Raw genomic sequence first — 23,374 nt, 5'->3', positions numbered from 1 at the left:
TCTCTCGCGACGATGCGACAGCCGCGTCGCATCTCGAGCACCTCCGGAGACCCATCGTGACGACCGAGCGCAGCGCCATTCTGCATCCGAGCCGCACCCATGAGCTGCGCGCGACGGCACAGCGCGTCGTGAGCGGCAGCTTGCCCGGTGCCCGCCCGGGGCGGCCGACTCAGGTCGACCTGGCCCGGCTGCGCACGCTCGACGTGGGCACGACGCCGCAGCTGTGGACCGAGTCGAACATCCACCTGCTCGAGGGCATGCTGATCGCCCGCGTGCGGCTCGACGACCTCGACGGCGCGCTCGACCTCGTCGACGCCCACTTCACCGAGGGGCGTCTGCGCGGGCGCGCTGTGCTGGGCCTCGACTCGTTGGGGTCGCTGTTCGCCGCCGTCGCCGAGGCATACGCCTCCGCCGGACGCCCGCGCGACGCGGGCCTCTACGTCTCGCGCGCGCTCACTTTCGCCGACAGCGACGCCGTGCGCTACCGCGCCGCCGCCGTGCAGACCCTGGTGCTCGCGGTGAACGGCGAGTTCGCGTCCGCGAAATCCGCCCGCGAGGCCTGCGCCGAGCTGTCGCGGTCGAACCGCTGGAACGCCTCGGACACCGATCACGCCCTCGCCCTGGCCGACATCCTGCTGGCGGTCGGAGCCGTCGACGCGGCCCGGGTCGAGCGTGCCGCGGCTGTGCTGCGCGCGCTCGCGCCGCGAGACCCCTACGCGCAGCACGCCGCCGCCACCGCCGACGCCATCGCGCAGGTCATCCTCGGCGACCTGGTGACGGGAGTCGCCGGCCTGCGGTCAGCGCTCGGTGGTGCGTGGTCGCACCTCAGTCACCGACTCGTGCGGCAGCTCGCGCTCTCGGTCCTCGCCGAGTCGACGCTCGTTCAGGGCTCAGCCCGTCGCACGCTCGCGCTGCTCGATACCCAGGCCCCGCCGAGCAGCCATGCGGTCTGCTTCGACGCCCAGCGGGCGGCAGCGTACCTCGCACTGGGCGACGATCGCGCGGCACTCGAGGTGACCGACGGATGCATCGAGCTCGGAACCGAGCACTGCCCGCGCACCCTCGCGATCGTCCTGGTGCGGCGTGCCGTCGCTCGCGACCGCCTGGGGCAGCGCGACGTCGCCGACGACCTGTTCGACGAGGCGTGCGGCCTCGCCGTGCACGCCGGTGACCTGGTCTTCCCCTTCCTGACGGTTCCACAGGCTCAGCTGGCGCCGCTGCGGGAACGGCTTCGCGAGCGCCGCCCCGATCTCTCCGCACGGGTCGCCGAGGCGAGCGACCGGTTCCCCCTCCGCGAACCCCGCGCGTCAGCGCAGGCGCTGCCCGCTCTGACACCCCGCGAGCGGTCGGTCGCCTCCGCGCTCCGCCGCGGCAAGACCTATGCCGAGATCGCCGACGAGTTCACCCTCTCGGTCAACACGATCAAGACGCAGATGCGGTCGCTGTACGCGAAGCTCGGTGTCTCGACCCGCGACGAAGCGGTGAGCGTGCTCGAACGACACGGCTTCTACCTCTGAACCGGCGCCCGCGCTGGCCGGCGTCGGTACGCTTGCGGGATGCCCATCGATCGCCACGTGCCCGGACTGATCGATGTCGCATCTCTCGCCGGCGTCAGCGTCTCGACGGTCTCGCGCGTGCTGTCCGGGCGCACTCCCGTGAGTGAGAAGCTTCGCGAGAAGGTCATGGCGGCGGTGCGAGAACTCGACTATCGCCCTAACGCGGCCGCCCAGGCCCTCGTCAGCGGCAAGCGGTCGACGGTCGCGGTGTTCGCTCGCAACACCATCAGATTCGGGTACGCCGCCACCCTGCAGGGCATCGAAGAGTCGGCCCGGGCGGCGGGGCATGTCGTGATGATCGCGGTCGTCGAATCGGCCGATGCGTCGGAGATCGATCGGGCGATCGCGACGACCCTGTCGCAGCCTCTCGCCGGCGCGATCGTCATCGAGTTCGATGCCGTCGGCGTGGCGACCCTCGATGCGATGCCGAACAGCGTTCCCGTCGTGGCAGCGGCCGGAGCCCGGCGCCCCGCGTCCGGGCGACCGCACGCGTTCCTCGACGACGAGGCGGGCGGCTACGAGGCCACGCGCTACCTGCTCTCGCTGGGGCACCGCACCGTCCACCACCTCGCGATCCCGGCGACGCGCGAAGGGACCGGACGCGAGTGGGGCTGGCGCCGGGCCCTCGACGAGGCCGGCGCCGACGTGCCCCCGGTCATCCGCGCCGACTACTCTCCGTCGTCGGGCTACGACGCCGCACGCGCGCTGGCCGAGGATGCCGGCGTGACCGCGCTGCTCTGCGGCAACGACGAACTCGCCATCGGCGCCGCACGTGCTCTGCAGGAACGGGGCCGGCGGATTCCGGAAGACGTGAGCATCGTCGGTTTCGACGACCAGCCGTTCGCGCAGATGTGGGTGCCCTCGCTCACCACGGTCGCCCAGGACTTCACCGACCTCGGGCGCCGGACCTTCGGTCTTCTGCAGTCCCTCCTCGACACCGGAGTCGCCCCCGCCGATTCCGCCGTGCTCCCGGTGCTCATCGAACGCGAGAGCGCGGCCGCACCCGCCTGATCCGGGGGTCGCTTCGTCGGCGCAACCCTCGCGACCTCGCGAGACGACACGCACGATGCCGTTGACCAACGTTTGCAGAACCAAGATGCCTCGTGCTAGCTTCTGACCAACGTTTGCAGACCCGATGACGGGACGACGGAAGGCGATGACGCTGTGACGATGGAAGCCCTGGACTGCGGCTCGCGCCCGGACGATGCGACTCCGCCCGACGACGTCTGCTTCCGGGCAGCCGGAGTCTGCCTGATCCTCGGCACGCCCCATGACGCCCTTCCGTATGTCGTCCACTGGGGCGCCGACGACGGCGGTCTCGATCGATCCGACGCGACCGCGCTCCGCCGTCACGCCCAGGCTCCGCTCGCGACGAACGGCGTCGACGTGCCGGTCCGGCTGTCGCTCCTGCCCGAGCACTCGACCGGCTGGACCGGCACCCCGGGGGTGTCGGGCAACCGCGACGGCGCTGACTGGTCGCCCCGCTTCATCCCGGTCAGCCGCGACGTCGTGCGCGGGGAGTCCGGCGGCCGGCTGTCGGTGACCGCCGTCGACGAGCGGGCTCAGCTCGAACTCGAGCTCATCGTCGAGCTGACGCCGCAGGGGCTCGTGCGCATCGACACCGCGATCACGAACATCGGCCCGTCCCCGTATGCGCTCGACGCGCTGACCCCGGCGCTCCCGGTTCCGACGCGCGCCGACGTCGTCTTCGATCTCGCTGGGCGCTGGGCCAAGGAGCGCGTGCCGCAGCAACGCCCCTTCACGGTGGGGACTCACGTGCGCGAGGGGAGGCACGGGCGCACCGGCGCCGACTCGGCTTACCTCCTCACCGCCGGCACGCCAGACCTGGACTTCGGGCACGGCGAGGGCTGGGGCATTCACGTCGCTTTCAGCGGCAACCAGCGGCTCGGCGCTGAACGCACGTTCTCGGGCGAGCGGATGCTGTTCGGCGGCGAGCTGCTCCTCTCCGGGGAGATCGAGCTCGGGCCGGGGGAGTCGTACGCCACCCCCACCCTGTTCGGTGCCTACGGCGCGGGCTTCGACGACATCGCGGCGCGCTTCCACCGTCATCTGCGCGCGCGCCCGCGGCATCCGCGCTCGCCGCGCCCTGTCGTGATGAACGTCTGGGAGGCGGTGTACTTCGATCACGACCTGCCGCGGCTGCTCGAGCTCGCCGATCTCGCCCGCGAGGTGGGGGTGGAGCGCTTCGTCCTCGACGACGGCTGGTTCTCCAGTCGCCGAGACGACACCTCGGGTCTGGGTGACTGGGTGCTCTCGGAGGAGGTCTGGGGCGGCGGCCGATTCCGAGAGCTCGTCGACGGTGTCCGCGCCCGCGGCATGGAGTTCGGCCTGTGGGTCGAGCCCGAGATGGTCAACCCCGATTCCGACCTCGCCCGTGCGCATCCGGAATGGATGCTGCAACTGCCCGGCCGCCTGCCGGTCGCGTTCCGGCACCAGCAGGTCCTCGACCTGACGCACCCCGGCGCGTTCGCCCACGTGCGCGACCAGATCGTCGCCCTGGTGCGCGAGTACGACATCGCCTACCTGAAGTGGGACCACAACCGCGACCTCATCGACGCGGGGTCGACCCGAACCGGTCGTGCCGGGGTGCACGCCCAGACGCTCGCCACCTACCGGCTTCTCGACGAGATCCGCGACGCGGCCCCGGGCCTGGAGATCGAGTCGTGCTCATCGGGCGGCGCCCGCGTCGACCTCGGCATCCTCGAACACACCGACCGCGTCTGGGCCTCGGACTGCATCGACGCGCACGAGCGGCAGCAGATCCAGCGCTGGACCGCCCACCTCCTGCCGCCCGAATTGGTCGGCAGCCACATCGGCGCCGACCGCGCTCACACGACGCTCCGCCGGCTCGACCTCCCGTTCCGCGCCGCCACGTCGCTGTTCGGCCACTTCGGGATCGAATGGGACCTCACCGAGGCGACCGTCCAAGAGCGCCGCGACCTCGCCGAGTGGGTCGCGTTCTACAAGAGCGTCCGCGGGCTCGTCCACACCGGGACGACCGTGCGCCGCGACCTCGAGGACGGCGATCTGTGGCTGCACGGCTCCGTCGCCGCGGACCGGGGCGAGGCGCTGTATCTCGTCACCCTCCGTGAGCGCCACATCACGTGGCCCGTCGGGCGGGTGCTGCTGCCGGGCCTCGATCCGCGCCTCCGGTACCGCGTCACCGCCGCGGGGCCGCACGCAGCCGAGGGCTACGACCCCCGCGTGCATCCGTCGTGGTGGCGCGAGGGCATCGTGCTGAGCGGCGCGGCCCTGGCGAACGTCGGCGTCCACGTCCCCGCGCTGCACCCGGACCAGGCAGCGCTCCTGCACGCGGAGGTCATCCGATGAGCGCGCCGCGGGTGTCGGCGCGCAGCCGGGCGGCCGCGAAGCCGCGACGCCGGAGCGACTTGCGCGTCGCGATGTTCTTCATCGCGCCGGCAGCGATCGGGTTCCTCGCGTTCTACCTCGTGCCCGCCGTGCGCGGCGTCTGGTTCAGCTTCACCGACCAGAACCTCATCGGCTCCGGCGAGTTCATCGGAGCCGAGAACTACGAGCGGATGCTGCAGGACCCGCTGTTCTGGAATGCGCTGTGGGTCACCGCGCAGTACGTCGTGATCAACATCGGCGTGCAGACCGTGCTGGCAGTCGGGATCGCGGTGCTGATGCACCGGCTCACGCGCTCCGCCGTGATCCGCGGCATCATCCTGCTGCCCTACCTCGTGGCCAACGTCGTCGTCGCGCTCGTGTGGTTCTGGATGATGGATTACTCGACGGGCATCATCAACGTCGTCATCGACGCGCTCGGCGGCGACCGGATGGCCTTCTTCGGCGACGAGCGGCTGGCGATCCCCACCATCGCGCTCATCAACGTGTGGCGGTACGTGGGCTACACGGCGCTGCTCGTGTTCGCGGGCCTGCAGACCATCCCCTCGCAGCTCTACGAAGCAGCGGCCCTCGACGGGGCGAGTGAGGCGCGGATGTTCCGCAGCATCACCTTCCCGCTGCTGCGCCCCGTGCTCGCGCTCGTGCTCGTGATCACCGTGGTGGGCTCGTTCCAGATCTTCGACACGGTGGCCGTCACGACCCAGGGCGGCCCGATCAACTCCACGCGGGTCATCTACTACTACATCTACCAACAGGCGTTCGAGCGCTTCGACCTGGGCTACGCGTCGGCGATGTCCGTCTTCCTCCTGCTCGTCCTCGCCGTCGTCGCGTACCTCCAGCTGAAGGTGATGCGCTCCAACCAGTCGGATCTCGCGTAAGGACCGCCATGTCTGCTGCATCGACCATTCCCCGTCCGGGCCGGATGCTCGCGTGGGCCGCCCTGATCGTGCTGTTGATCGTGACCCTGTTCCCCTTCTATTGGATGCTGCGCACGGCGCTCTCGACGAACACAGCGCTATACACCAACGCGAGCAATCCGCTTCCGGTCGAGTTCAGCTGGGGCGGGTTCGCTCGCGTGCTGGGTCTGGCCACCCCGGCCGAGGCGCTGGCGGAAGGAGGCACGACCGGGTCGATCGACTTCTGGCTCTACCTTCGCAACACCGTCATCGTGGCGACCGTCATCACGGTCGGGCAGGTCCTGTTCTCCTCCATGGCGGCGTACGCTTTCGCCCGCCTGCACTGGCGGGGGCGAGAAGCGGTCTTCTTCCTCTTCCTGACAGCGCTGATGATCCCGCCGATCTTCGTTCAGCTGCCGAACTTCATCCTCATCCGTGACCTCGGCATGCTCAACACCCTCGCCGGCATCATCCTGCCGTTCTTCTTCATGACGCCTTTCGCGATCTTCTTCATGCGGCAGTTCTTCCTCGGAATCAGCCGCGAGGTCGAGGAGTCGGCGAAGATCGACGGCGCCGGGCACCTCCGCATCTTCTTCAGGATCGTGCTGCCGATGTCGACCACGCCGCTCTTCACGCTCGCGCTGCTCACCTACATCACGGCGTGGGGTGAGTACTTCTGGCCGCTGCTCGTGGGCCGGGCCGAAGAATCCCGCGTGCTCACCGTCGCGCTCGGGATCTTCCGCTCGCAGACGCCGCAGACCGGGCCCGACTGGGCCGGCCTCATGGCCGGCACCCTCGTGGCAGCGCTGCCGATCTTCGTGCTCTTCGTCCTCTTCGGCCGAAAGCTCGTCGACAACCTCGGCTACTCGGGCATCAAGTAGCCGCTCCTCCCCATACGGATCCACCAGAAAGGCATCCCATGCGTATCACCTCCCGCGCCCGCCGCATCGTCGCGGCGACGGCTGCAGTGGCCACGGTTCCGCTCGTCGTCGCCGGCTGCAGTTCGTCGAACGGCAGCGGCTCCGACAGTCAAGCGATCACCTATTGGCTGTGGGACAGCAACCAGCAGGCCGCGTACGAGCAGTGCGCCGCCGACTTCGAGGAATCGTCGGGCATCTCGGTCACGATCGAGCAGTACGGCTGGTCGGACTACTGGCAGGGCCTGACGACCGGGTTCGCCTCGGGCACCGCACCGGACGTCTTCGCAGACCACCTGTCGTACTTCCCGGAGTTCGTGTCGCAGGGGCAGCTGCTCGACATCTCCGACCGTGTCAGCGCCGACGCCGTCGATCTCGCGATCTACCAGGACGGGCTCGCCGACCTGTGGACCGATCAGGACGGCGGGCGATACGGCCTGCCGAAGGACTTCGACACCGTCGCGACGTTCTACAACGAGCAGCTCGCGACCGAGGGCGGATACACGCCTGAGCAGCTGGCGGCTCTGGCGTGGAACCCCGTCGACGGCGGCACGTTCCAACGGGCCGTCGCTCACCTCACGGTCGACCGCAACGGCGTCCGCGGCGACGAGCCGGGCTTCGACAAGAACGATGTCGCCGTCTACGGTCTCGCCCTCAGCGGCAACGGCCTGAACGCGAGCGGCCAGCAGACGTGGGCGCCCTACGCCCTGAGCAACGACTGGTACTTCGGCGACAAGACGCCCTGGACGAGCGAGTGGAACTTCGGTGACAGCGAGTTCGCGGAGACCCTCACCTGGTACAAGGGCCTGATCGACGCGGGCTACATGCCGAGCGTGGACATCGCACTGTCCGAGCAGGACCCCCTCAACGGGTACCTCGCCGGACGGTATGCGATGGTCACCGACGGCAGCTGGATGGCCAGCTCGTACCTGGGTCAGGATTCGGTGCCCACGGCCGTCGCGCCGACACCGATCGGGCCGGACGGCGAGCGCGCGAGCGTCTTCAACGGGCTGTCCGACGGGATCTGGGCCGGCACCGACAACCCGGATGCCGCCTGGGAATGGGTGTCGTACCTCGGGTCGCCTGCGTGCCAGGACGTCGTCGCGGAAGCAGCCGTCGTCTTTCCCGCAGTGAAGACCTCGACCGAGAAGGCGGAAGCCGCGTTCACCGCCAAGGGGTGGGACGTCAGCGCATTCACCGTCCAGGTCGCCGACGGTACTACCGAGCTCCTTCCCATCGCCGACCACTGGTCGGACGTCAACGACACGATGACGGCCACCGTGGAGGCGTTCCTCAAGGGCGTCTCCGGCAGCGACGCCTTCACCGCATCCAACGACCAGATCAACGCCCTGTTCCGTTGAGTCGGCCGCATCTTCCCATCCGCACAGACAAGGACGTCACCATGACCCCACTGCCCATCCCTCCGCCCGGACCGCGCCGATCGTCCGCTCCGCGCGGTGCAGCGATCGCGGCATGTCTCGCGCTCGCACTCGGCTCCCTCGCCGGTGCCCTGCCCGCCGCTGCCGACGACACCCCCGATAACGACGCCAACGACACCGTCGAGACGGTGGCCGTGGACTTCTCCGAGTCCACCGGCCTCTTCCGCGGCGGCGCATCCGGGATGCTCTACGGACTCGGCGACGACGGCATGCCCACCGACGCGATCATCGCCGGGGCTCGGCCGACCAACGTGACCCAGAAGGCCCCGCGTGGCGCGCAGCATCCCAACGGCGACCCGCTCGAGGTCGAGCGCTCGTTCTTCGAGAACGGCGGCGAGTACCTGATGGTGAACATCCAGGACTACTACCCCGACTGGTTCTACAACGGCGGCAAGCGTCCCGCAGACTTCTCGACGTACCTCGACATCGTCCGCACGGTCGTCGCCGACATCCGCGACAACTCGGCCTACCCCGAGAAGTACGTCTTCACGCCGTTCAACGAGCCGGACGGCGGCAACTGGTACGGCGGGGAATGGAGCGCGCAGCGCGACATCTTCCTCGAGGACTGGAAGACGACCTACGGGGTCATCAAAGAGGTCTACCCCGAGGCGCGCATCGCCGGCATGGGCGACGCGGTCTGGCGCTCGGCCCGCACCCGCGACATCCTCGAGTTCGCGAAGGCGAACGACGTCCTCCCCGACATCTGGACGTGGCACGAGCTCGGGATCGAGAACCTCGCGACCTTCCGCTCCCACCTCGAGGCGTACCGGGCGTACGAGCGGGAGCTCGGGATCGACCCGCTCCCGGTGAACATCACCGAGTATGCGATGCGGCGCGACATGTCGGTGCCCGGCCAGCTGGTGCAGTGGCTCGCGATGTTCGAGGACGAGAAGGTCGACGCGCAGACCGCGTACTGGACGTTCGCGGGCAACCTCAACGACAACATGGCCAAGGGCAACGCGGCCAACGGGGCCTGGTGGCTGCTGAAGTGGTACGGCGACCTGACGGGTGAGACCGTGGCTCTGACACCGCCCCAGCTGAACGCCGTCGACACCGTCCAGGGGATCGCCACGATCGACGAGGAACGCCGACAGGCCGTCGTGGTCGTCGGGGGCGGCAGCGAGGACATCCGGCTCGACCTGTCCGGACTCGACCCGGCCGTGTTCGGAGAGACCGTCGACGTGCAGGTGCGCGAGAGCGCCTGGACCGGGCAGGAGGGCGAGGCCGGTGCGCCGCGCGTCGTCGTGGCCGAGCGCACCGCCCTGTCGGGCGAGCTCGAGATCACCGTCCCGAACGACGACCGGCGGTCGGCGTACCAGGTCGTCGTCACGCCGGCGCAGCGTACGCAGCCCGCCGTCGACGGCACCTGGCGCACCGAGGTCGAAGCGGAGGAGACGCGGCTGACCGGTGCCACTGTCCGCGAGCAGCCGGCGAACGACGCCTGGGTGTTCGCAGCATCGGGAGAACGCGACGTCGCCGGGCTCACCAGTGCGGGCTCGTCGCTGACGTGGGACGTCGAGGTCCCGGAGGACGGTTCGTATCGGCTCGGCATCACCGCCGGCGTCGACGGCCCGAACATCGGCCCCGGCTCGCATGCGCTGTTCGTCGACGGCGAGTTCGTCGACACGATCTCGTACGAGGCGGGCTTCGGTTCGACCTATCGCGGGCGGGCCGAGCTGGTCGCCGAGCTGTCCGCGGGTGCGCACGAGCTTTCCGTGCGCACGAGCGCCGATGGCCTGCAGGTGCTGCCGGGCTCGAACGTCTCAGTCGACAAGCTCGACCTCGAGCGGGTCTCCGGGCCCGACGAGAACCACTACCCGGCAGCACTGGCGCGCACCTCGGTCGCGCCGCTCGGCGACGGCACCGTTCCGCTCGACGGCGACGCCACCGCGACCTTCTTCGTCTCGGCCCGCGATAACGGCTACCACGACGTCGTGCTCTCGTACGATGCCGACGGGGCAGCCGACATCGCCCTGTCCGTGAACGGTCGGGCCGTCGCCGGGCTCGCGGCGGACGCAGCCGGTGAGCGGATCTCGACGGCCCGCGTGCATCTTCGCGAGGGCATCAACGAGATCGAGGTCTCGTCGGCCGGCGCCATCGGGCTGCAGGAGATCTCGACCGTGCGCACGGCTGAAGCCGATGACGCGATCACGCGGATCGAGGCCGAGGACGAGGAACGCGTGGCGCTCGCAGGATCGGCCCGGCGCGAGGACGTCGCCGGCCCGACGAACATCAGCGGCCAGCAGATCGGCTGGCTCGGCGGCGGTTCCGGGAACACCGCGACGATCTCGCGCGGCGACGATCTGCCCGCCGGGTCGTACGACCTGCAGGTGCGGTACTCCAACGCGGAGAAGAACACCGGTCACGCCTACAACGCCGACGTCATCACCCGCTTCCTCGACGTGACCGAGGCCGGATTCGACGCGCAGAGGGGCGCCTTCCGGCACAACTACTCCTGGAAGGGGTTCTGGACGCACTCGGTGCCGCTGGATCTCGCCGGCGACGGCGACATCGTGCTCGGCAACGCCGACACCTACGCTCCGAACCTCGACTGGGTCGCCTTCGCGCCGCTGACGCTGGCCGTGTCGAACGATCCGGTCGTCGCGCCGGCGGAGCCGGTGCTCGAGGTGACGTCGCCGCCGACGAAGACCGAGTACGCCGTCGGTGAGGAGTTCTCGGCGGAGGGGCTGGTGATCTCGCGGCGGACCGGCGACGCGACGGTTCCGCTCGCTCCGGACGCGTACTCCCTGAGCGGGTTCGACTCGAGTGCGCCCGGCGAGGTGACGGTGACGGTGTCGGCCGAGGTCGATGGCCGCCGGCTGACGGCCACGTTCTCCGTCACGATCGTCGCCGGGGGCTCCGCCCCGCAGCCGGGCGCGACGCCGACGGTCTCGCTCTCAACCCGTTCGGTCGCCCCGGGGGAGTCGGTCACGGTGACAGCGGGCGGATTCGCGCCCGAGTCGGGGGCGGAGATCTGGCTGAACTCCGACCCCGTGCTGCTGGAGCGTTCGACGACCGATGCGGACGGCGCGCTGACGCTGTCGGTGACCGTGCCCTCGGGCACGGCCGCCGGTTCGCACCGGGTCGTCGTACGCGTGGGTGATGCGGCGGCCGAGGCGCTCCTCGACGTGGTCATCGCGGCCCCGCGTCCCGCGGGCACGATCGCGACGACGGGGGGAGCGGTGCCCGTCGTGGCCGCCCTCCTGGCAGCGGGACTGCTCGCCGCGGGAGGCGCGTTGATGGCACGCCGGCGCCGGATGACGCGGGCGTGATCTCCGGGCGGGGGCGGGTCCGACCCACGTCGGCCCGCCCCCCGCCCGTGCGCGCTTAAGCTCATGCAGTGGGCAGATTCTTCTACGACAACGCGGCCAACTTCGTCGAGATCGACGATCGTGCGCTCGCACACCTCCGGCTGGTCCTGATGACCAAGCTGCGGCGCGGCGAACCGCTGATGTTCGAGACGACGTCGCCGCACGGCACGAGCCGCCGTGATTTCTGGCTGCACCCCACGATCTCGGTCCAGTTCCAGTTCGCAGGCAGCCGCCAGCCGCAGATCAACCCGAAGTGGATCGACGCGCTCATGGAATCGGCCAACAGCGCCGACGGCCTGCGGATGGTGCCCGAGCCCCAGGCTTGATGACCGCAGGCTTATGCGGCGCTTACGTTACAGTGCCAATCTCAGGCTCCGACGTGTCCTTCCTGCGGGTGACCACCCGTTCATGGGAGCGTCGGGTCAGAGAGCAGTGGGGCGGTACATGCAAGACGCTGGGGAGGGTCGGAACCTCGACCCCGATTGGTGGGCGACGGGGGTCGCCGGGGGGAACGTCCCCGGCGGGCGCCTGCGCGGCGACAGCCGTACCGTCCGAGCGGGCGACGTCTTCGTCGCGCTGGGCCGCGACGAACGGGTCCGCGATCACATCACGCAGGCGCTCGAGCGCGGCGCGGCTCTGGTCCTGACCGATGCGAGCGTCACGCACGTGGATGCCCGCGTGCGCGGCATCCCGCGCCTGGCGACGGTCATCGGGCGGCTGGCCGACCAGTACACCGGGCACCCGTCGGCGAGCATGACCCTCGTCGGCGTCACCGGCACGAACGGCAAGACCTCCACGGTGCAGCTCCTCGCCCAGAGCTGGGAGCTCCTCGGACATCGCGCCGCGACCATCGGCACGCTCGGCGCCGGCCTGTTCGGCGCCCTCGCCAAGACCTCGCTCACGACGCCCTCGGTGGTCGACATGCACGAGCTCCTCGCCGACATCCGTCACGCGGGTGCCGACGCGGTCGCGATCGAGCTGAGCTCGCACGCCCTCACCCAGGGGCGAGTGGACGGCTGCCACTTCGACATCGCCGCGTTCACGAACCTCACCCGCGACCATCTCGACTACCACGAGTCGATGGAGGCCTACGGTCAGGCCAAGCAGCGCATCTTCCGCCTGCCCGGGGTCCGCGCGGCGGTCCGCAACCTCGACGATCCCTACGTCGCGGGCGTCGCGCTGCCGACCGGGCTCGAGGACGTCGGCGTGTCGACGGGCGGCGCGCCCACGGCGGCGGTCCGTGCCGACGACATCCGGGTGCGCCCCGACGGCGCCGACTTCACCCTCACGATCGACGGTGCGCGCTTCGACGTCGCCTCCCCGCTCATCGGCCGCTTCAACGTCGACAACCTCGCGATGACCGCGGGCATCCTCCGTGCTCAGGGCGTCACGCCCGACGCGATCGCGGGGGCGGTGGGCGCGATCGGCCGGGTTCCCGGACGCATGCAGGTCGTGTCACCCGGCGCCGGGCCGCAGGTCATCGTCGACTACGCCCACACGCCCGACGCCCTGCGGCAGGCGCTCATCGCCCTCTCGGGCGGTGCCGGCCGGCTCACCGTGGTGTTCGGCTGCACCGGCGACCGCGACCGCGGCAAGCGGCCCGAGATGGCCGGCATCGCCGAGGAGCTCGCGCAGACCATCGTGGTGACCGACGACGATGTCCATCACGAGGACGGTGACGCCATCGTCGCCGACATCCTCGCCGGGTTCCGCTCGGTCGAGAACGTCCGCGTCATCCGCGACCGGGCCTCGGCCATCGCCGCGACCGTCGCCGAGGCCGGGCCCCGCGACACGGTCCTCATCGCCGGCAAAGGCCATGAGTCGGTGCAGATCGTCGGGGACGACGCCGTCGCCTCCGACGACGTCTCGATCGCCGCGGGCGCCCTCCGGCAGTGGCGCGAGATCCACGCGCTGCTTCCCGACGGGCGATAGTTCGATTCATCACCGTATCCAGCCGGGAACGGCGGGTTTTTTCATTCGGGATATGACAAGATTCCTCCTGATGAGCGATGACATCCCTCGGGTCCCCGTGCGGACCAAGACCCTCCTGGAAGAGTGGGTCGCCGAGTTCCTCGAACAGGGGAAGACGCCCGGCGTCACGGTCAAGGTAGCCATCCAGGACGGCTCGGACGGTCTCGACACCGGACTCGTCATCGTCCACCTCACGAACGCGCCCGCCGACATCTACATGCAGCCGCGAGCCATCGACGATCCCGAGTGGGAAGCGACGCTCACGGCGCGCTCAGAGGACCTCACCCTCACGCCGTACCAGATGGCGGGGCTCGCCGCCGAGGTCGCCTTCGCGGGCAACCTCTGCACCTTCCTGCAGTTCAAGTCGATCGAGTGGGACCGCATGACGGGCATGCGCTGAGCGCGCACGCCCAGATCATTCCCTAGACCATCGCACGCTGCCTGGCAACAGCTGCCTCCCCGCGCGCTCGCATGCCGACAATGGTCGCGATCGCGAGCTTCCACCGTGGATGCCTCGGTGGAAGGAGATCGTCATGGCTGCAGCGAGCGGGCGCGGAGTCGCCGTCGTCACCGGAGGAAGCGCGGGCCTCGGCCGAGCCATCGTCCGCGAGCTCGCCCACCGCGGCTGGGACGTCGCGGTCCTCGCCCGGGGGCGCGACGGCCTCGATGGCGCTGTCGCCGACATCGAGGCGGCGGGCCGGCGCGCGCACGCGGTGTCCGTGGACGTCGCCGACGCGGATGCCGTCGAGCGGGCGGCCGCCGACGTCGAGAACGTCCTCGGTCCGATCGACCTGTGGGTCAACAACGTCATGTCGGGCGCGATCGCCACGTTCCTCGACACGTCGGCCGACGACTTCGACCGTGCGACGGCCGTGACCTACCTCGGCACCGTCAACGGCACGCGCGCGGCGCTCCGGCGGATGCGCGACCGCGACCGCGGTCACATCATCCAGATCGGATCGGCGCTCGCCCACCGCGGCATCCCGCTGCAGGCCGCCTACTGCGGGGCGAAGCACGCGATCCACGGGTTCACGGATTCCGTCGTCTCCGAGCTCACCCACGAGAAGAGCCGCGTCGCCGTCTCGATCGTCGACATGCCCGCCCTCAACACGACCCAGTTCGGCTGGGTGAAGTCGAACTTCTCGCAGCATCCGCAGCCCGTGCCGCCCATCTTCCAGCCCGAGGTCGGCGCGCGAGCCGTCGCCGACGTCGCCGATCGGCCCCGCCGGCGCACGTGGGTGGGGGAGTCGACGGTCGGGCTCATCCTCGGCACCCGCGTCGCGGGCCGCTTCCTCGACTGGTATCTGGCGAAGAACGCATGGGAGGGCCAGTTCGCGCCGGGCTCGGCTGCGTCCGGGACGGCTCCGAACCTGTACGAGCCGGTGCCGGGCGACCACGGCGCCCATGGTGCGTTCGACGACCGTGCGCGGAGCGGAAGCGTGCAGACCTGGGCCATCCGCCACCGCGCCCCGCTGTACGCGGCGGCATCCGCCGCAGCATCCGCGGCGGTCGTGGGCGTGATCGCCGGAGCGAAGGCCGTGTTGCGGCAGCGGTGACGAGCGCGCGGGCTCGACCGTTGACTAATCCGGTTAAGTCCGGTTCGCTGGCACGCGTCGGCACCTCGCCGGCGACAGCGAACTCAATGAGGAGCATCATGTCGAGGATCCCCCGTCCCGCCCGCCGTTCCGCCGCGCTCGCCGCCCTGGCAGCAACCGCCCTGGCCGCAGCCGGGCTCGCGCCCGCGACCGCGGCCACGGCGGCATCGACCGACCCGCTGACGGTGGCGTACGTCGAGGTCAACAGCAACGAGCTCCGCACGGTCGGTGACTACGAGCTCGCCGACGGGTCGAACGCGTTCGATGTCGCGATCATCTTCGCGGCCAACATCAACTCCGACGGCGACGCGGCCGCACTGCACCTGAACGATCAGGTGACCGCGACCCTCGAGAACGCCGACACGCAGATCCGGCCCCTCCAGGACAAGGGCATCAAGGTGACGCTGTCGCTGCTCGGCAACCACCAGGCCGCCGGCTTCGCCAACTTCCCGTCACCGGCTGCGGCCGCCGCCTTCGCCGACCAGGTGGCCGCCGTCGTCGCGCAGTACGGCCTCGACGGCGTCGACATCGACGACGAGTGGGTGTCGTACGGCTCGAACGGCGTGCCGGCGGCGAACGCCGACTCCGCGCGCTGGCTCGTCGAGGCGCTCGACGCGAAGCTCCCCGCCGGCAGCATCATCTCGCTCTACGACATCGGGGAGGCGGCCGCGAGCCTGAAGTCGGCTCCGGCATCCGTGCTCGACAAGCTCGACTACATCTGGAACCCCTACTACGGGCAGTACAACGTTCCCGCGTACCCCGGCGTCGGCAAGGACCGGCTGGGCCCCGCCGCGATCGATCTGACGCAGACGTCGGCTGCCACCGCGGCGAACCTCGCCCGTCGCACCGTGCAGGAGGGCTACGGCGTCTACGTGACCTACAACCTGACCGCGGGCGACCGCAGCGCCTACATCTCATCGTTCACACGCGAGCTCTCGGGTCAGGAAGCGGTCTACGTCGGCTGATGGTTCCCGTTTCGCCGAAGACTCCCCGGGTCCGCCGCGCCGTCCCCGATTCCACGCCTGCCGACACCGCCGAGACCGACTCGCGTCGCTGCTTCCGCATCGACGTCGGGGCCGGGCCGTCCGAGATCGACCTGCCGGACGTGCACGACCTGCCCGAGCTGCGCGGGCGCCGCGTCACGGCGGGGGAGCAGCTCGTCGTGGAGCTGTTCCCGATCGCGGTGGAGGTCCGTGGCGGGGCGGCGGACGACCGCTACGCGGCGACCGCCGTGGCCGTGGACCTCGTGTTCGACGACGGCGGCACGCTCTCGGATGCCGGCGCGCGGGACCAGTACGGTGATGCGCTCGACCCCCGGGCCCAGGCGCGCGCGAAGCGGATGTGGGTCGATCAGTGGAACCGTCGCACGGTCGACCTCGCACCCGTCGTCGGGCGCCGGATCGCGGCCGTCCGCGTCGCGTTCGGCCCGAGCGTGCATCGGCGCACGGTCTTCGTCGCGCCGCCCACCGTCGAGCCCGCGCCGTCCCGTCCGGACCACCTGCTGGGATGGGCCGACACACGCCGCGGCACGCGGGGGTCGGATCGCTTCTCGCGAGGGAACACCGCCCCCATCGTGACCCTGCCCCACGGCGGGGTGTTCGCCCTGCCGATGACCGACGCCGCGGTGGGGAACTGGCCCTACCGGTACCAGGTAGACCGCCCGGCGATCGAGGCCTTCGCGACGAGCCACATCCCGAGCCCCTGGATCGGCGACCGCGGGGTGTTCGAGCTCATGCCGAGCCCGAGCGCGCGACCCCACCGCGACCGTCGGAAGCGGGCGCGACGATTCGACCGTGCCGACGAGCACGCCGCGCCGCACGAGTACCGGGTCGAGCTCGACGGCGTCTCGGCGCTGCTGACCGCGGCCCGCCACGCGGTGGGGATGCGGTTCCGCTCGCACACGGACGAGCTGTCGGTCGTCGTCGACCACCTCGGCGAGGCCGTCTCGGCCGCGTGGGCGGAGCGCGACGGGGCGCTGCACCTCGACGTGCACCTCCGCGACGGCGGCGACCGCCCCGACCATCACGTGCACGCCGTGCTGCCGGGCGTTCGCCGCCACGACCTCGCACTCTCGCGCGGGGCCCTCCGCGGCGCGATCGTCTTCGACCGGCCCGGCGCCGACATCGTCATCGGGATGTCGACCATCGATGCTGCGCAGGCGGTCGAGAACGCCCGAGCCGCGGGCAGTATCGACGACATGCGCGCGGCAGCGGAGGCCGCCTGGCGCGGAGTGCTCGATCGGGTCGAGATCGACGGGCTCGACGGCATCCCGGACGACACCCTGCGCTCCATCGCGGGCTCGCTCGCCCGCGTCTTCAGCTATCCGAACGCTCACGACGAGCCGTCGCCCGAGGGCCCCCGCTACCGCAGCCCGGTCGATGGCGTCGTGCGGCCAGGCGTGTACTCGTCGAACAACGGATTCTGGGACACCTACCGCACAGCCTGGCCGCTCCTCGGCCTGCTCGTTCCGCGCACCGCCGCAGCCCTCGCCGACGGGTTCGTGCAGCACTTCCGAGATGCCGGGTGGGTCGCCCGGTGGAGCGCGCCGGGGCCGGTCGACTCGATGACGGGCACGACCAGCGACACGGTCTTCGCGGGCCTCGAAGCCCTGGGCGTCGCGATCGACACGCGTGAGGCCTACCGCTCGGCGCTGCGCCACGCGACCGTGCCCTCGCCCGACCCGCGCGTCGGACGCAAAGGGCTGCGTCCCGCGATCTTCCGCGGCTTCACCGACACTGCCACGCACGAGGGCATGTCGTGGACGCTCGACAACGCGATCAACGACGCCGCGGCCGCGCGGCTCGCCCACGCGCTGCTGCGGCAGGCGGCGGATGCCGCCGAGCGCGATCGCCTCGCGGCCGAAGCCGAGTACCTCGGGCGCCGGGCGCTGGCCTACCGTTCGGTGTTCCGCCCCGGCCTCCGCCGGCACGGCGACACCGACCTCGGCTTCTTCCTCGGGCGTCGCCCCGACGGGGACTGGCGGGTGCGCGCCGAGGACTTCGATCCCGCCGAGTGGGGGCACGACTACACCGAGACCAACGCGTGGGGCACGATGTTCACGGCGCCGCACGACGGTGCCGGCCTCGCCGCGCTGCACGGTGGCGAGGCCGCGCTCGGCGCCGCGCTCGACGTCTTCTTCGCGACGCCCGAGACGGCGGACCCGGGCCTCGTCGGGTCGTACGGCTTCGTCATCCACGAGATGAGCGAGGCGCGCGATGTCCGCATGGGCATGCTCGGGCTGTCCAACCAGCCCGCGCACCACATCCCGTTCATGTACTGCTTCGCCGGACGGCACGACGACGCCCACCGGATCGTCGTCGAGGCCCGCGACCGGCTGTTCGCCGGATCGGACATCGGCCAGGGCTACCCGGGCGACGAGGACAACGGCGAGATGTCGGCGTGGTACCTCTTCGCGGTCCTCGGCCTCTACCCGCTCGTGCCGGGCTCGGGCGAGTTCGTGCTCACACCGCCGCTGCTGCCCCGCGTCGTGCTGCATCCCGAGGGGCGCGGGCGTCCGCTGGAGATCGTCACGACCGGTGCTGGGCTGCCCTACATCCGCGAGGTGCGCATCGACGGGCGGGCATGGGAGAGCGTCGCGGTGCCCGCGGCGGTCATCCGCACCGCGGAGCGCATCGAGGTGGTGCTCTCCGACGAGCCGACGGGGTGGGCGCGGCACACGCGTCCCACATCGTTCAGCACCGAGTTCGCGACCGAGCCGCTCGACGATCTGCTCGAGGTCGCGCCGCGCTCGATCACCGATGACACCGGCGACACCATCCTGCGCCTCGAGCCGGGCGATGCCGTCGAGCTTCCCCTGCGCACGCCCGCGGGCGTCGGCCTCTACACCGTGACACCCGCGGGCCCACCGGCGACGGCATCCTGGCGGCTGCGCGGGCGCACGGTCTCGGGGGAGTGGCGCGAGCTCGACGAGCGTGTCGACGAAGCCTTCGAGATCGCATCGCAGACACGCCCCTTCGCCGCGCGGGGCGACTCCCGGACGCCCCTCGCGGCGCCCCTCACGGCTGTGCGCTTCGAGGCGACATCCCGGATCGACCTCGCTCAGGTGGAGGCGTTCGCGGGCGCCGTGCTCTCGCGGGCCGACAGCGCCGGCGGGGCCGCCGCCACGGATGCCACCGGGGCGTCCGACCCGATGACCTCCATCAGCGTCCGAGCCGCGAGCTCGCCGAGGGCGTAGGTGTCGCGCGTGAGCGCGGTGATGGAGGGGCGCACGAGTCGCATCGCGATCGAGTCGTCGAAGCTCGCGACCGACACGGCGGCGGGGACCGGGACGCCGAGCTCCTGCGCGACGCGCAGGCCCGCGAGGGCCATGACGTCGTTGTCGTAGACCAGCGCGGTCGGACGCTCGTCGCGGCCCAGGAGCGCCCGCGTGGCCTCGGCGGACTGCTCCGCGGAGTAGTCCGTCTCGATCGACATCGGCGGCGGGGCGTCGTAGCGCCGGGCGCACTCGCTCAGGGCGGACCCGCGCAGCTCGGTGTGCTCGAAGTCGAGCGGGCCCGTCACGTGCGCGAGGCGACGGTGCCCGAGGTCGAAGAGGGTCTCGAACAGCGCCGTCGCCACGGCGTGGTCGTCGATCCACACACTCGGGATCGCGGCGTCCGTGCTCGGATGGCTGCCGATCTGCACCGCCGGCAGGTCGAGCTCGGCCAGGAGCGCGATACGGGCGTCATCGCGGCGCGGGTCGACGACGATCACGCCGTCGACCCGTTGCGTCGCCTGCCAGGTGCTGTAGGCCGCGAGCTCCTCCTCGAGCGAGGAGACGACGAGGGTCTGCAGGCCGGTGTGGGTCTCGGAGAGCCCCGCCTGGATGCCGGCCATCAGCTCGGGGAAGAACGCCTCGGTGCCGAGGGTGCGGGCGGGGCGGTTGATCACGAGACCGATGACGTCGACGCGCGAGCGTCCCAGCGCCAGGGCGGCGGAGTTCGGGCGGTAGCGCAGCTCCGCGGCGACGGCGAGCACGCGGTCGCGCAGCTCGGTACTGACCCCCGGCCGGTCGTTGAGCGCGAACGACACAGCCGCCTTCGACACGCCGACCCGTCGGGCGATGTCGGCGATGGTGGCCCGTTTCCGCGGTGTCGTCATCCGCTCCTCCTCGAGAACTGAACCGGATAAGTCCATCCTTGACTTACTCGGTTTAGTTGCTCAGGCTATACCCCGTCGCACCGTTTGCATACGAAGGAGTTGCACACCATGAGGAACCTGCGCACACCGGCTGTCGCCGGGCTCGGACTGCTCGCCGCCACCGCGCTGCTGGCCGGCTGCTCGAGCGGCACCGGAGCCGGCTCGGACCCCGACGGCGAGGTCGCGGGCTCGATCCGGTTCCAGACCTGGTCGCTGACGCCGACCTATGCCGAATACCTCGACGGCGTCATCGACGCCTTCCAGGAGAAGTACCCCGACGTCACCGTCGAACTGCTCGACCAGCCCGGCGACGGATACTCCGAGAAGGTGCTCTCGCAGGCGTCGACGAACACACTCCCCGACGTCATCAACCTGCCGCCCGACTTCGCGCTGCCCCTGGCCAAGCAGAACCTGCTCTACGACGTCAGCACAGCCACCGACCTCGAGTCGACCTACTTCGAGGGGTCGGTCGACGCCTACCGCTTCGACGGCGTCGAGGGCGTGTACGGCTACCCCTGGTATCTCGGCACCGACGTCAACTACTGGAACTCCACCCAGCTCGACGCGTGCGGGCTCGACTCCGCGAACCCGCCGAAGACGACCGACGAGCTCTTCGCCCAGGCGGCCACGATGGCGGATGCCTGCCCCGACAACTACCTCATCAGCCGCGTGCCCGGCATCGGCGACTTCACGCTCGAGGGCATCGACATCCTGAACGACGACGGCACCGAGTTCGTCTTCAACACCCCCGAGGCTGCGGCCCTGGTCGACCGCTACGCGGAGGCGTACGCGAACGGCGAGATGCCGCCGACCGTGCTCAACGCCGACTACCTCGGCAACGCCCAGCTGTTCACGCAGGGCAAGGTCGCGTGGACGACCGGTGGCGCGACCGCCATCGACTCGTTCGAGGAGAACAACCCGAGCCTGAAGGGCAACGTCGCCATCAGCCCCGCCCTGAACATCTCGCCCCTGTACGTGCAGGGCGTGAGCGTCGCGGCCGGCAGCGAGAACCTCGCCGCGGCGCTGGCCTTCGCGGAGTTCGTCACCAACGCCGAGAACCAGAACGCCTTCGCGCACATCGCGAACGTGTTCCCCTCGACGCAGGGATCCGACGCCGACCCCTACTTCACCGAAGACGACGGCACGCCCTCCGCGAAGGCCCGGATCACCGGCTTCGAGTCGCTGAAGACCGCCGAGGTGCTCACGCCCTACTCGGTCAACGGCGCGATGAACGACTACCTGAACCAGCAGATCGCCCTCGCCATCCGCGGTGACATCACGGGCCAGGAAGCGCTCGACAAGTCGGTCGAGAAGCTCAACGACCTGCTGGCACGCCAGTAGGTCTGGCCATGACCGTCGGACACGGGCCCGCGAACGCGACGCGCGCCTGGACGCCCTGGCTCTTCCTCGCCCCGGCCCTGCTGTGGCTCGCGGTGTTCTCGATCTGGCCGTCGCTCAACACCATCCGCATGGCGTTCACGAACGCCAAGCCGCTCGGCGGCAACGAGCAGTACGTCGGATTCCGGAACTTCGAGCTGATCCTCCGCGACGACCAGGTCATGGGCGCGCTCCTCAACAGCGTCGTGTTCATGCTCGTGTGCCTGCCGCTGCTGACGATCCTCCCGTTGCTCATCGCGATCCTGGTCGAGAAGAAGCTGCCCGGCATCGCGTTCTTCCGCACCGCGTTCTACACACCCGTCATCGCCTCCGCCGTCGTCGTGGCCCTCATCTGGACCTTCATGCTCGACGACCGGGGGCTGGTGAACGGACTCGCCCAGGCGATGTCGATCATCCAGCAGCCGCTGCCCTTCCTCACCGACCGCTGGCTGATCATCCTCAGCGCCGTGAGCCTGACCGTCTGGAAGGGGCTCGGGTTCTACATGATCATCTACCTCGCCGCCCTCGGCAACGTCAGCCGCGACCTCCACGAGGCCGCGGCGATGGACGGCGCCGGCGCGATGCGTCGCTTCTTCTCCGTGACCCTCCCGGCCGTCCGGGGCGCGATGTTCCTCATCGCCGTGCTGGTGTGCATCGCAGCCCTGCGCGTCTTCAGCGAGGTGTTCATCATGACCGGCGGAACGGGCGGCGCCGGCGGCGAGGCGATGACGATGGTCATGCTGATCCAGCAGTACGCCCGCGGGTTCTCGGGCGATCTCGGCTACGCGAGCGCGCTCAGCATCCTCATGTTCTTCGTGACCCTCGTGCCGATGCTCGTCCTGGCCAAGATCAACAGCAGGAGCAGCGCATGAGCACCGTCACCCGCGAGCAGGCCGAGCTGGGACCCGTGCCGGTCGGAAGACCGCGACGGCGCCGGGGCGTCGGCGGATTCGGGTCGATGCGCCCCCGCGAGATCGTCGCGCGCTACGCCCTGCTGGTGTTCGTGCTGTTCATCAGCATCGGACCCTTCCTGTGGCAGCTGTCGACCTCGCTCAAGAGCACGAGCGAAGACATCTACACCCGCATCCCGCAGCTGTGGCCGTCCCAGCCGACGCTCGACAACTACGCGCGCGTCATGGACGCGATCCCGGTGTGGCAGTTCATCGGCAACTCGCTCTTCGTCGCGGTCTTCGCGGTCGGCGGCAACGTCGTCTTCTCCACGCTGGCCGGCTTCGCGCTGTCGCGTCTGCGGTTCCGGGGGCGGAGGATCGTCATCGGGCTGTTCCTGGCGACCCTGATCCTGCCGGGCGAGGCGACGATCATCGCCAACTTCGTCACGATCCGGAACCTCGGCCTCGCCGACACGCTTCTCGGCGTCGCGCTGCCGGGGATGGTCGCGACCCTCAACGTGCTGCTGATGTACAACGCGTTCCGGGTGCTGCCCGAAGAGATCGACCAGGCGGCGATCATCGACGGCGCCAACGCCCTGCAGCGGTTCTGGAGCGTGTCGCTCCCCTCGGTGAAGGGAACGGTCGCCGTCATCGCGATCTTCAGCTTCATCGGCGCCTGGGACGACTTCCTCTGGCCGCTCATCGTGCTCACCAGTCCCGACCAGTTCACCCTGACGATCGGCCTGCAGTACCTGTCGGGCACGTTCTCCAACGACCAGCGCATGATCGCCGCGGGCTCGATGATCGCGTTCATCCCGATCGCGATCGTCTTCGCGGTGCTGCAGCGCCACTTCTTCAAGGGCGTCGAGGAGGGCGGGGTCAAGGGCTGAGCCCCG

The 23,374-nt window shown here is 70.3% G+C and carries 16 protein-coding genes and 1 pseudogene; 16 read left to right on the top strand and 1 reads right to left on the bottom strand.

Annotation, left to right across the window (positions count from 1 at the left end; translation table 11 throughout):
* The first annotated feature begins 56 nt into the window (after positions 1–56).
* The 13 genes and pseudogenes from CI089_RS04345 to CI089_RS04285 all read left to right on the top strand — a co-directional run.
* A complete protein-coding gene (locus tag CI089_RS04345; protein WP_094260426.1) occupies positions 57–1,517 on the top strand; it encodes a helix-turn-helix transcriptional regulator in 1,461 nt (486 codons plus the stop codon).
* 39 nt (positions 1,518–1,556) lie between these two features.
* Positions 1,557–2,567, top strand: a complete 1,011-nt coding sequence (locus CI089_RS04340) for a LacI family DNA-binding transcriptional regulator (protein ID WP_094260425.1) — start codon at positions 1,557–1,559, stop codon at positions 2,565–2,567.
* 159 nt (positions 2,568–2,726) lie between these two features.
* Complete coding sequence (locus CI089_RS04335) at positions 2,727–4,907, top strand: alpha-galactosidase (protein ID WP_094260424.1); 2,181 nt, start codon at positions 2,727–2,729, stop codon at positions 4,905–4,907.
* A complete protein-coding gene (locus tag CI089_RS04330; RefSeq protein WP_094260423.1) occupies positions 4,904–5,821 on the top strand; it encodes a carbohydrate ABC transporter permease in 918 nt (305 codons plus the stop codon). Before CI089_RS04335 ends, CI089_RS04330 begins: the two co-directional genes overlap by 4 nt.
* Before the next feature lie 8 nt (positions 5,822–5,829).
* A complete protein-coding gene (locus CI089_RS04325) occupies positions 5,830–6,720 on the top strand; it encodes a carbohydrate ABC transporter permease (protein ID WP_094260422.1) in 891 nt (296 codons plus the stop codon).
* 38 nt (positions 6,721–6,758) lie between these two features.
* Positions 6,759–8,117: an ABC transporter substrate-binding protein gene (locus CI089_RS04320; protein WP_094260421.1), complete on the top strand. Its 1,359-nt coding sequence runs from the start codon at positions 6,759–6,761 to the stop codon at positions 8,115–8,117.
* Between the two features lie 41 nt (positions 8,118–8,158).
* Positions 8,159–11,467, top strand: coding sequence for a bacterial Ig-like domain-containing protein (locus tag CI089_RS04315; protein WP_094260420.1), 3,309 nt, complete (start codon positions 8,159–8,161; stop codon positions 11,465–11,467).
* Positions 11,468–11,535: 68 nt separating this feature from the next.
* Complete coding sequence (locus tag CI089_RS04310) at positions 11,536–11,832, top strand: DUF7882 family protein (RefSeq protein WP_023954266.1); 297 nt, start codon at positions 11,536–11,538, stop codon at positions 11,830–11,832.
* A 118-nt stretch (positions 11,833–11,950) separates the two neighbouring features.
* Positions 11,951–13,438, top strand: a complete 1,488-nt coding sequence (locus CI089_RS04305) for a UDP-N-acetylmuramoyl-L-alanyl-D-glutamate--2,6-diaminopimelate ligase (protein WP_179223220.1) — start codon at positions 11,951–11,953, stop codon at positions 13,436–13,438.
* Between the two features lie 70 nt (positions 13,439–13,508).
* A complete protein-coding gene (locus CI089_RS04300; protein ID WP_094260418.1) occupies positions 13,509–13,877 on the top strand; it encodes a hypothetical protein in 369 nt (122 codons plus the stop codon).
* 133 nt (positions 13,878–14,010) lie between these two features.
* On the top strand, positions 14,011–15,033 hold the full coding sequence (locus CI089_RS04295) for an SDR family oxidoreductase (RefSeq protein ID WP_094260417.1): 1,023 nt from the start codon (positions 14,011–14,013) through the stop codon (positions 15,031–15,033).
* A 98-nt stretch (positions 15,034–15,131) separates the two neighbouring features.
* Positions 15,132–16,037, top strand: a complete 906-nt coding sequence (locus CI089_RS04290) for an endo-beta-N-acetylglucosaminidase H (protein WP_094260416.1) — start codon at positions 15,132–15,134, stop codon at positions 16,035–16,037.
* Positions 16,037–18,709: pseudogene (locus CI089_RS04285) on the top strand (glycoside hydrolase domain-containing protein); the annotation flags it as partial. The gene CI089_RS04290 and the pseudogene CI089_RS04285, both read left to right, overlap by 1 nt.
* A 422-nt stretch (positions 18,710–19,131) precedes the next feature.
* Here the strand turns inward: CI089_RS04285 and CI089_RS16550 are convergent.
* Positions 19,132–20,172: a LacI family DNA-binding transcriptional regulator gene (locus tag CI089_RS16550; protein WP_256977473.1), complete on the bottom strand. Its 1,041-nt coding sequence runs from the start codon at positions 20,170–20,172 to the stop codon at positions 19,132–19,134.
* Positions 20,173–20,280: 108 nt separating this feature from the next.
* On the opposite strand from CI089_RS16550, the gene CI089_RS04275 reads away from it, so the two are divergent.
* The 3 genes from CI089_RS04275 to CI089_RS04265 are packed head-to-tail and all read left to right on the top strand — an operon-like array spanning position 20,281 to position 23,368.
* A complete protein-coding gene (locus CI089_RS04275) occupies positions 20,281–21,552 on the top strand; it encodes an ABC transporter substrate-binding protein (RefSeq protein ID WP_218823013.1) in 1,272 nt (423 codons plus the stop codon).
* Between the two features lie 8 nt (positions 21,553–21,560).
* On the top strand, positions 21,561–22,460 hold the full coding sequence (locus CI089_RS04270) for a carbohydrate ABC transporter permease (protein WP_094260413.1): 900 nt from the start codon (positions 21,561–21,563) through the stop codon (positions 22,458–22,460).
* Positions 22,457–23,368 (top strand): carbohydrate ABC transporter permease, encoded by a 912-nt coding sequence (locus CI089_RS04265; protein WP_094260412.1) that lies wholly within the window; start codon positions 22,457–22,459, stop codon positions 23,366–23,368. The genes CI089_RS04270 and CI089_RS04265 overlap by 4 nt, the downstream gene beginning before the upstream one ends.
* Positions 23,369–23,374: the final 6 nt, after the last annotated feature.

This window comes from Microbacterium sp. Yaish 1 (assembly GCF_002245215.1).
Lineage (GTDB): Bacteria > Actinomycetota > Actinomycetes > Actinomycetales > Microbacteriaceae > Microbacterium.
The sequence above is the reverse complement of the archived record's forward strand: the minus strand, read 5'-3'. Positions and strand labels throughout refer to the sequence as shown.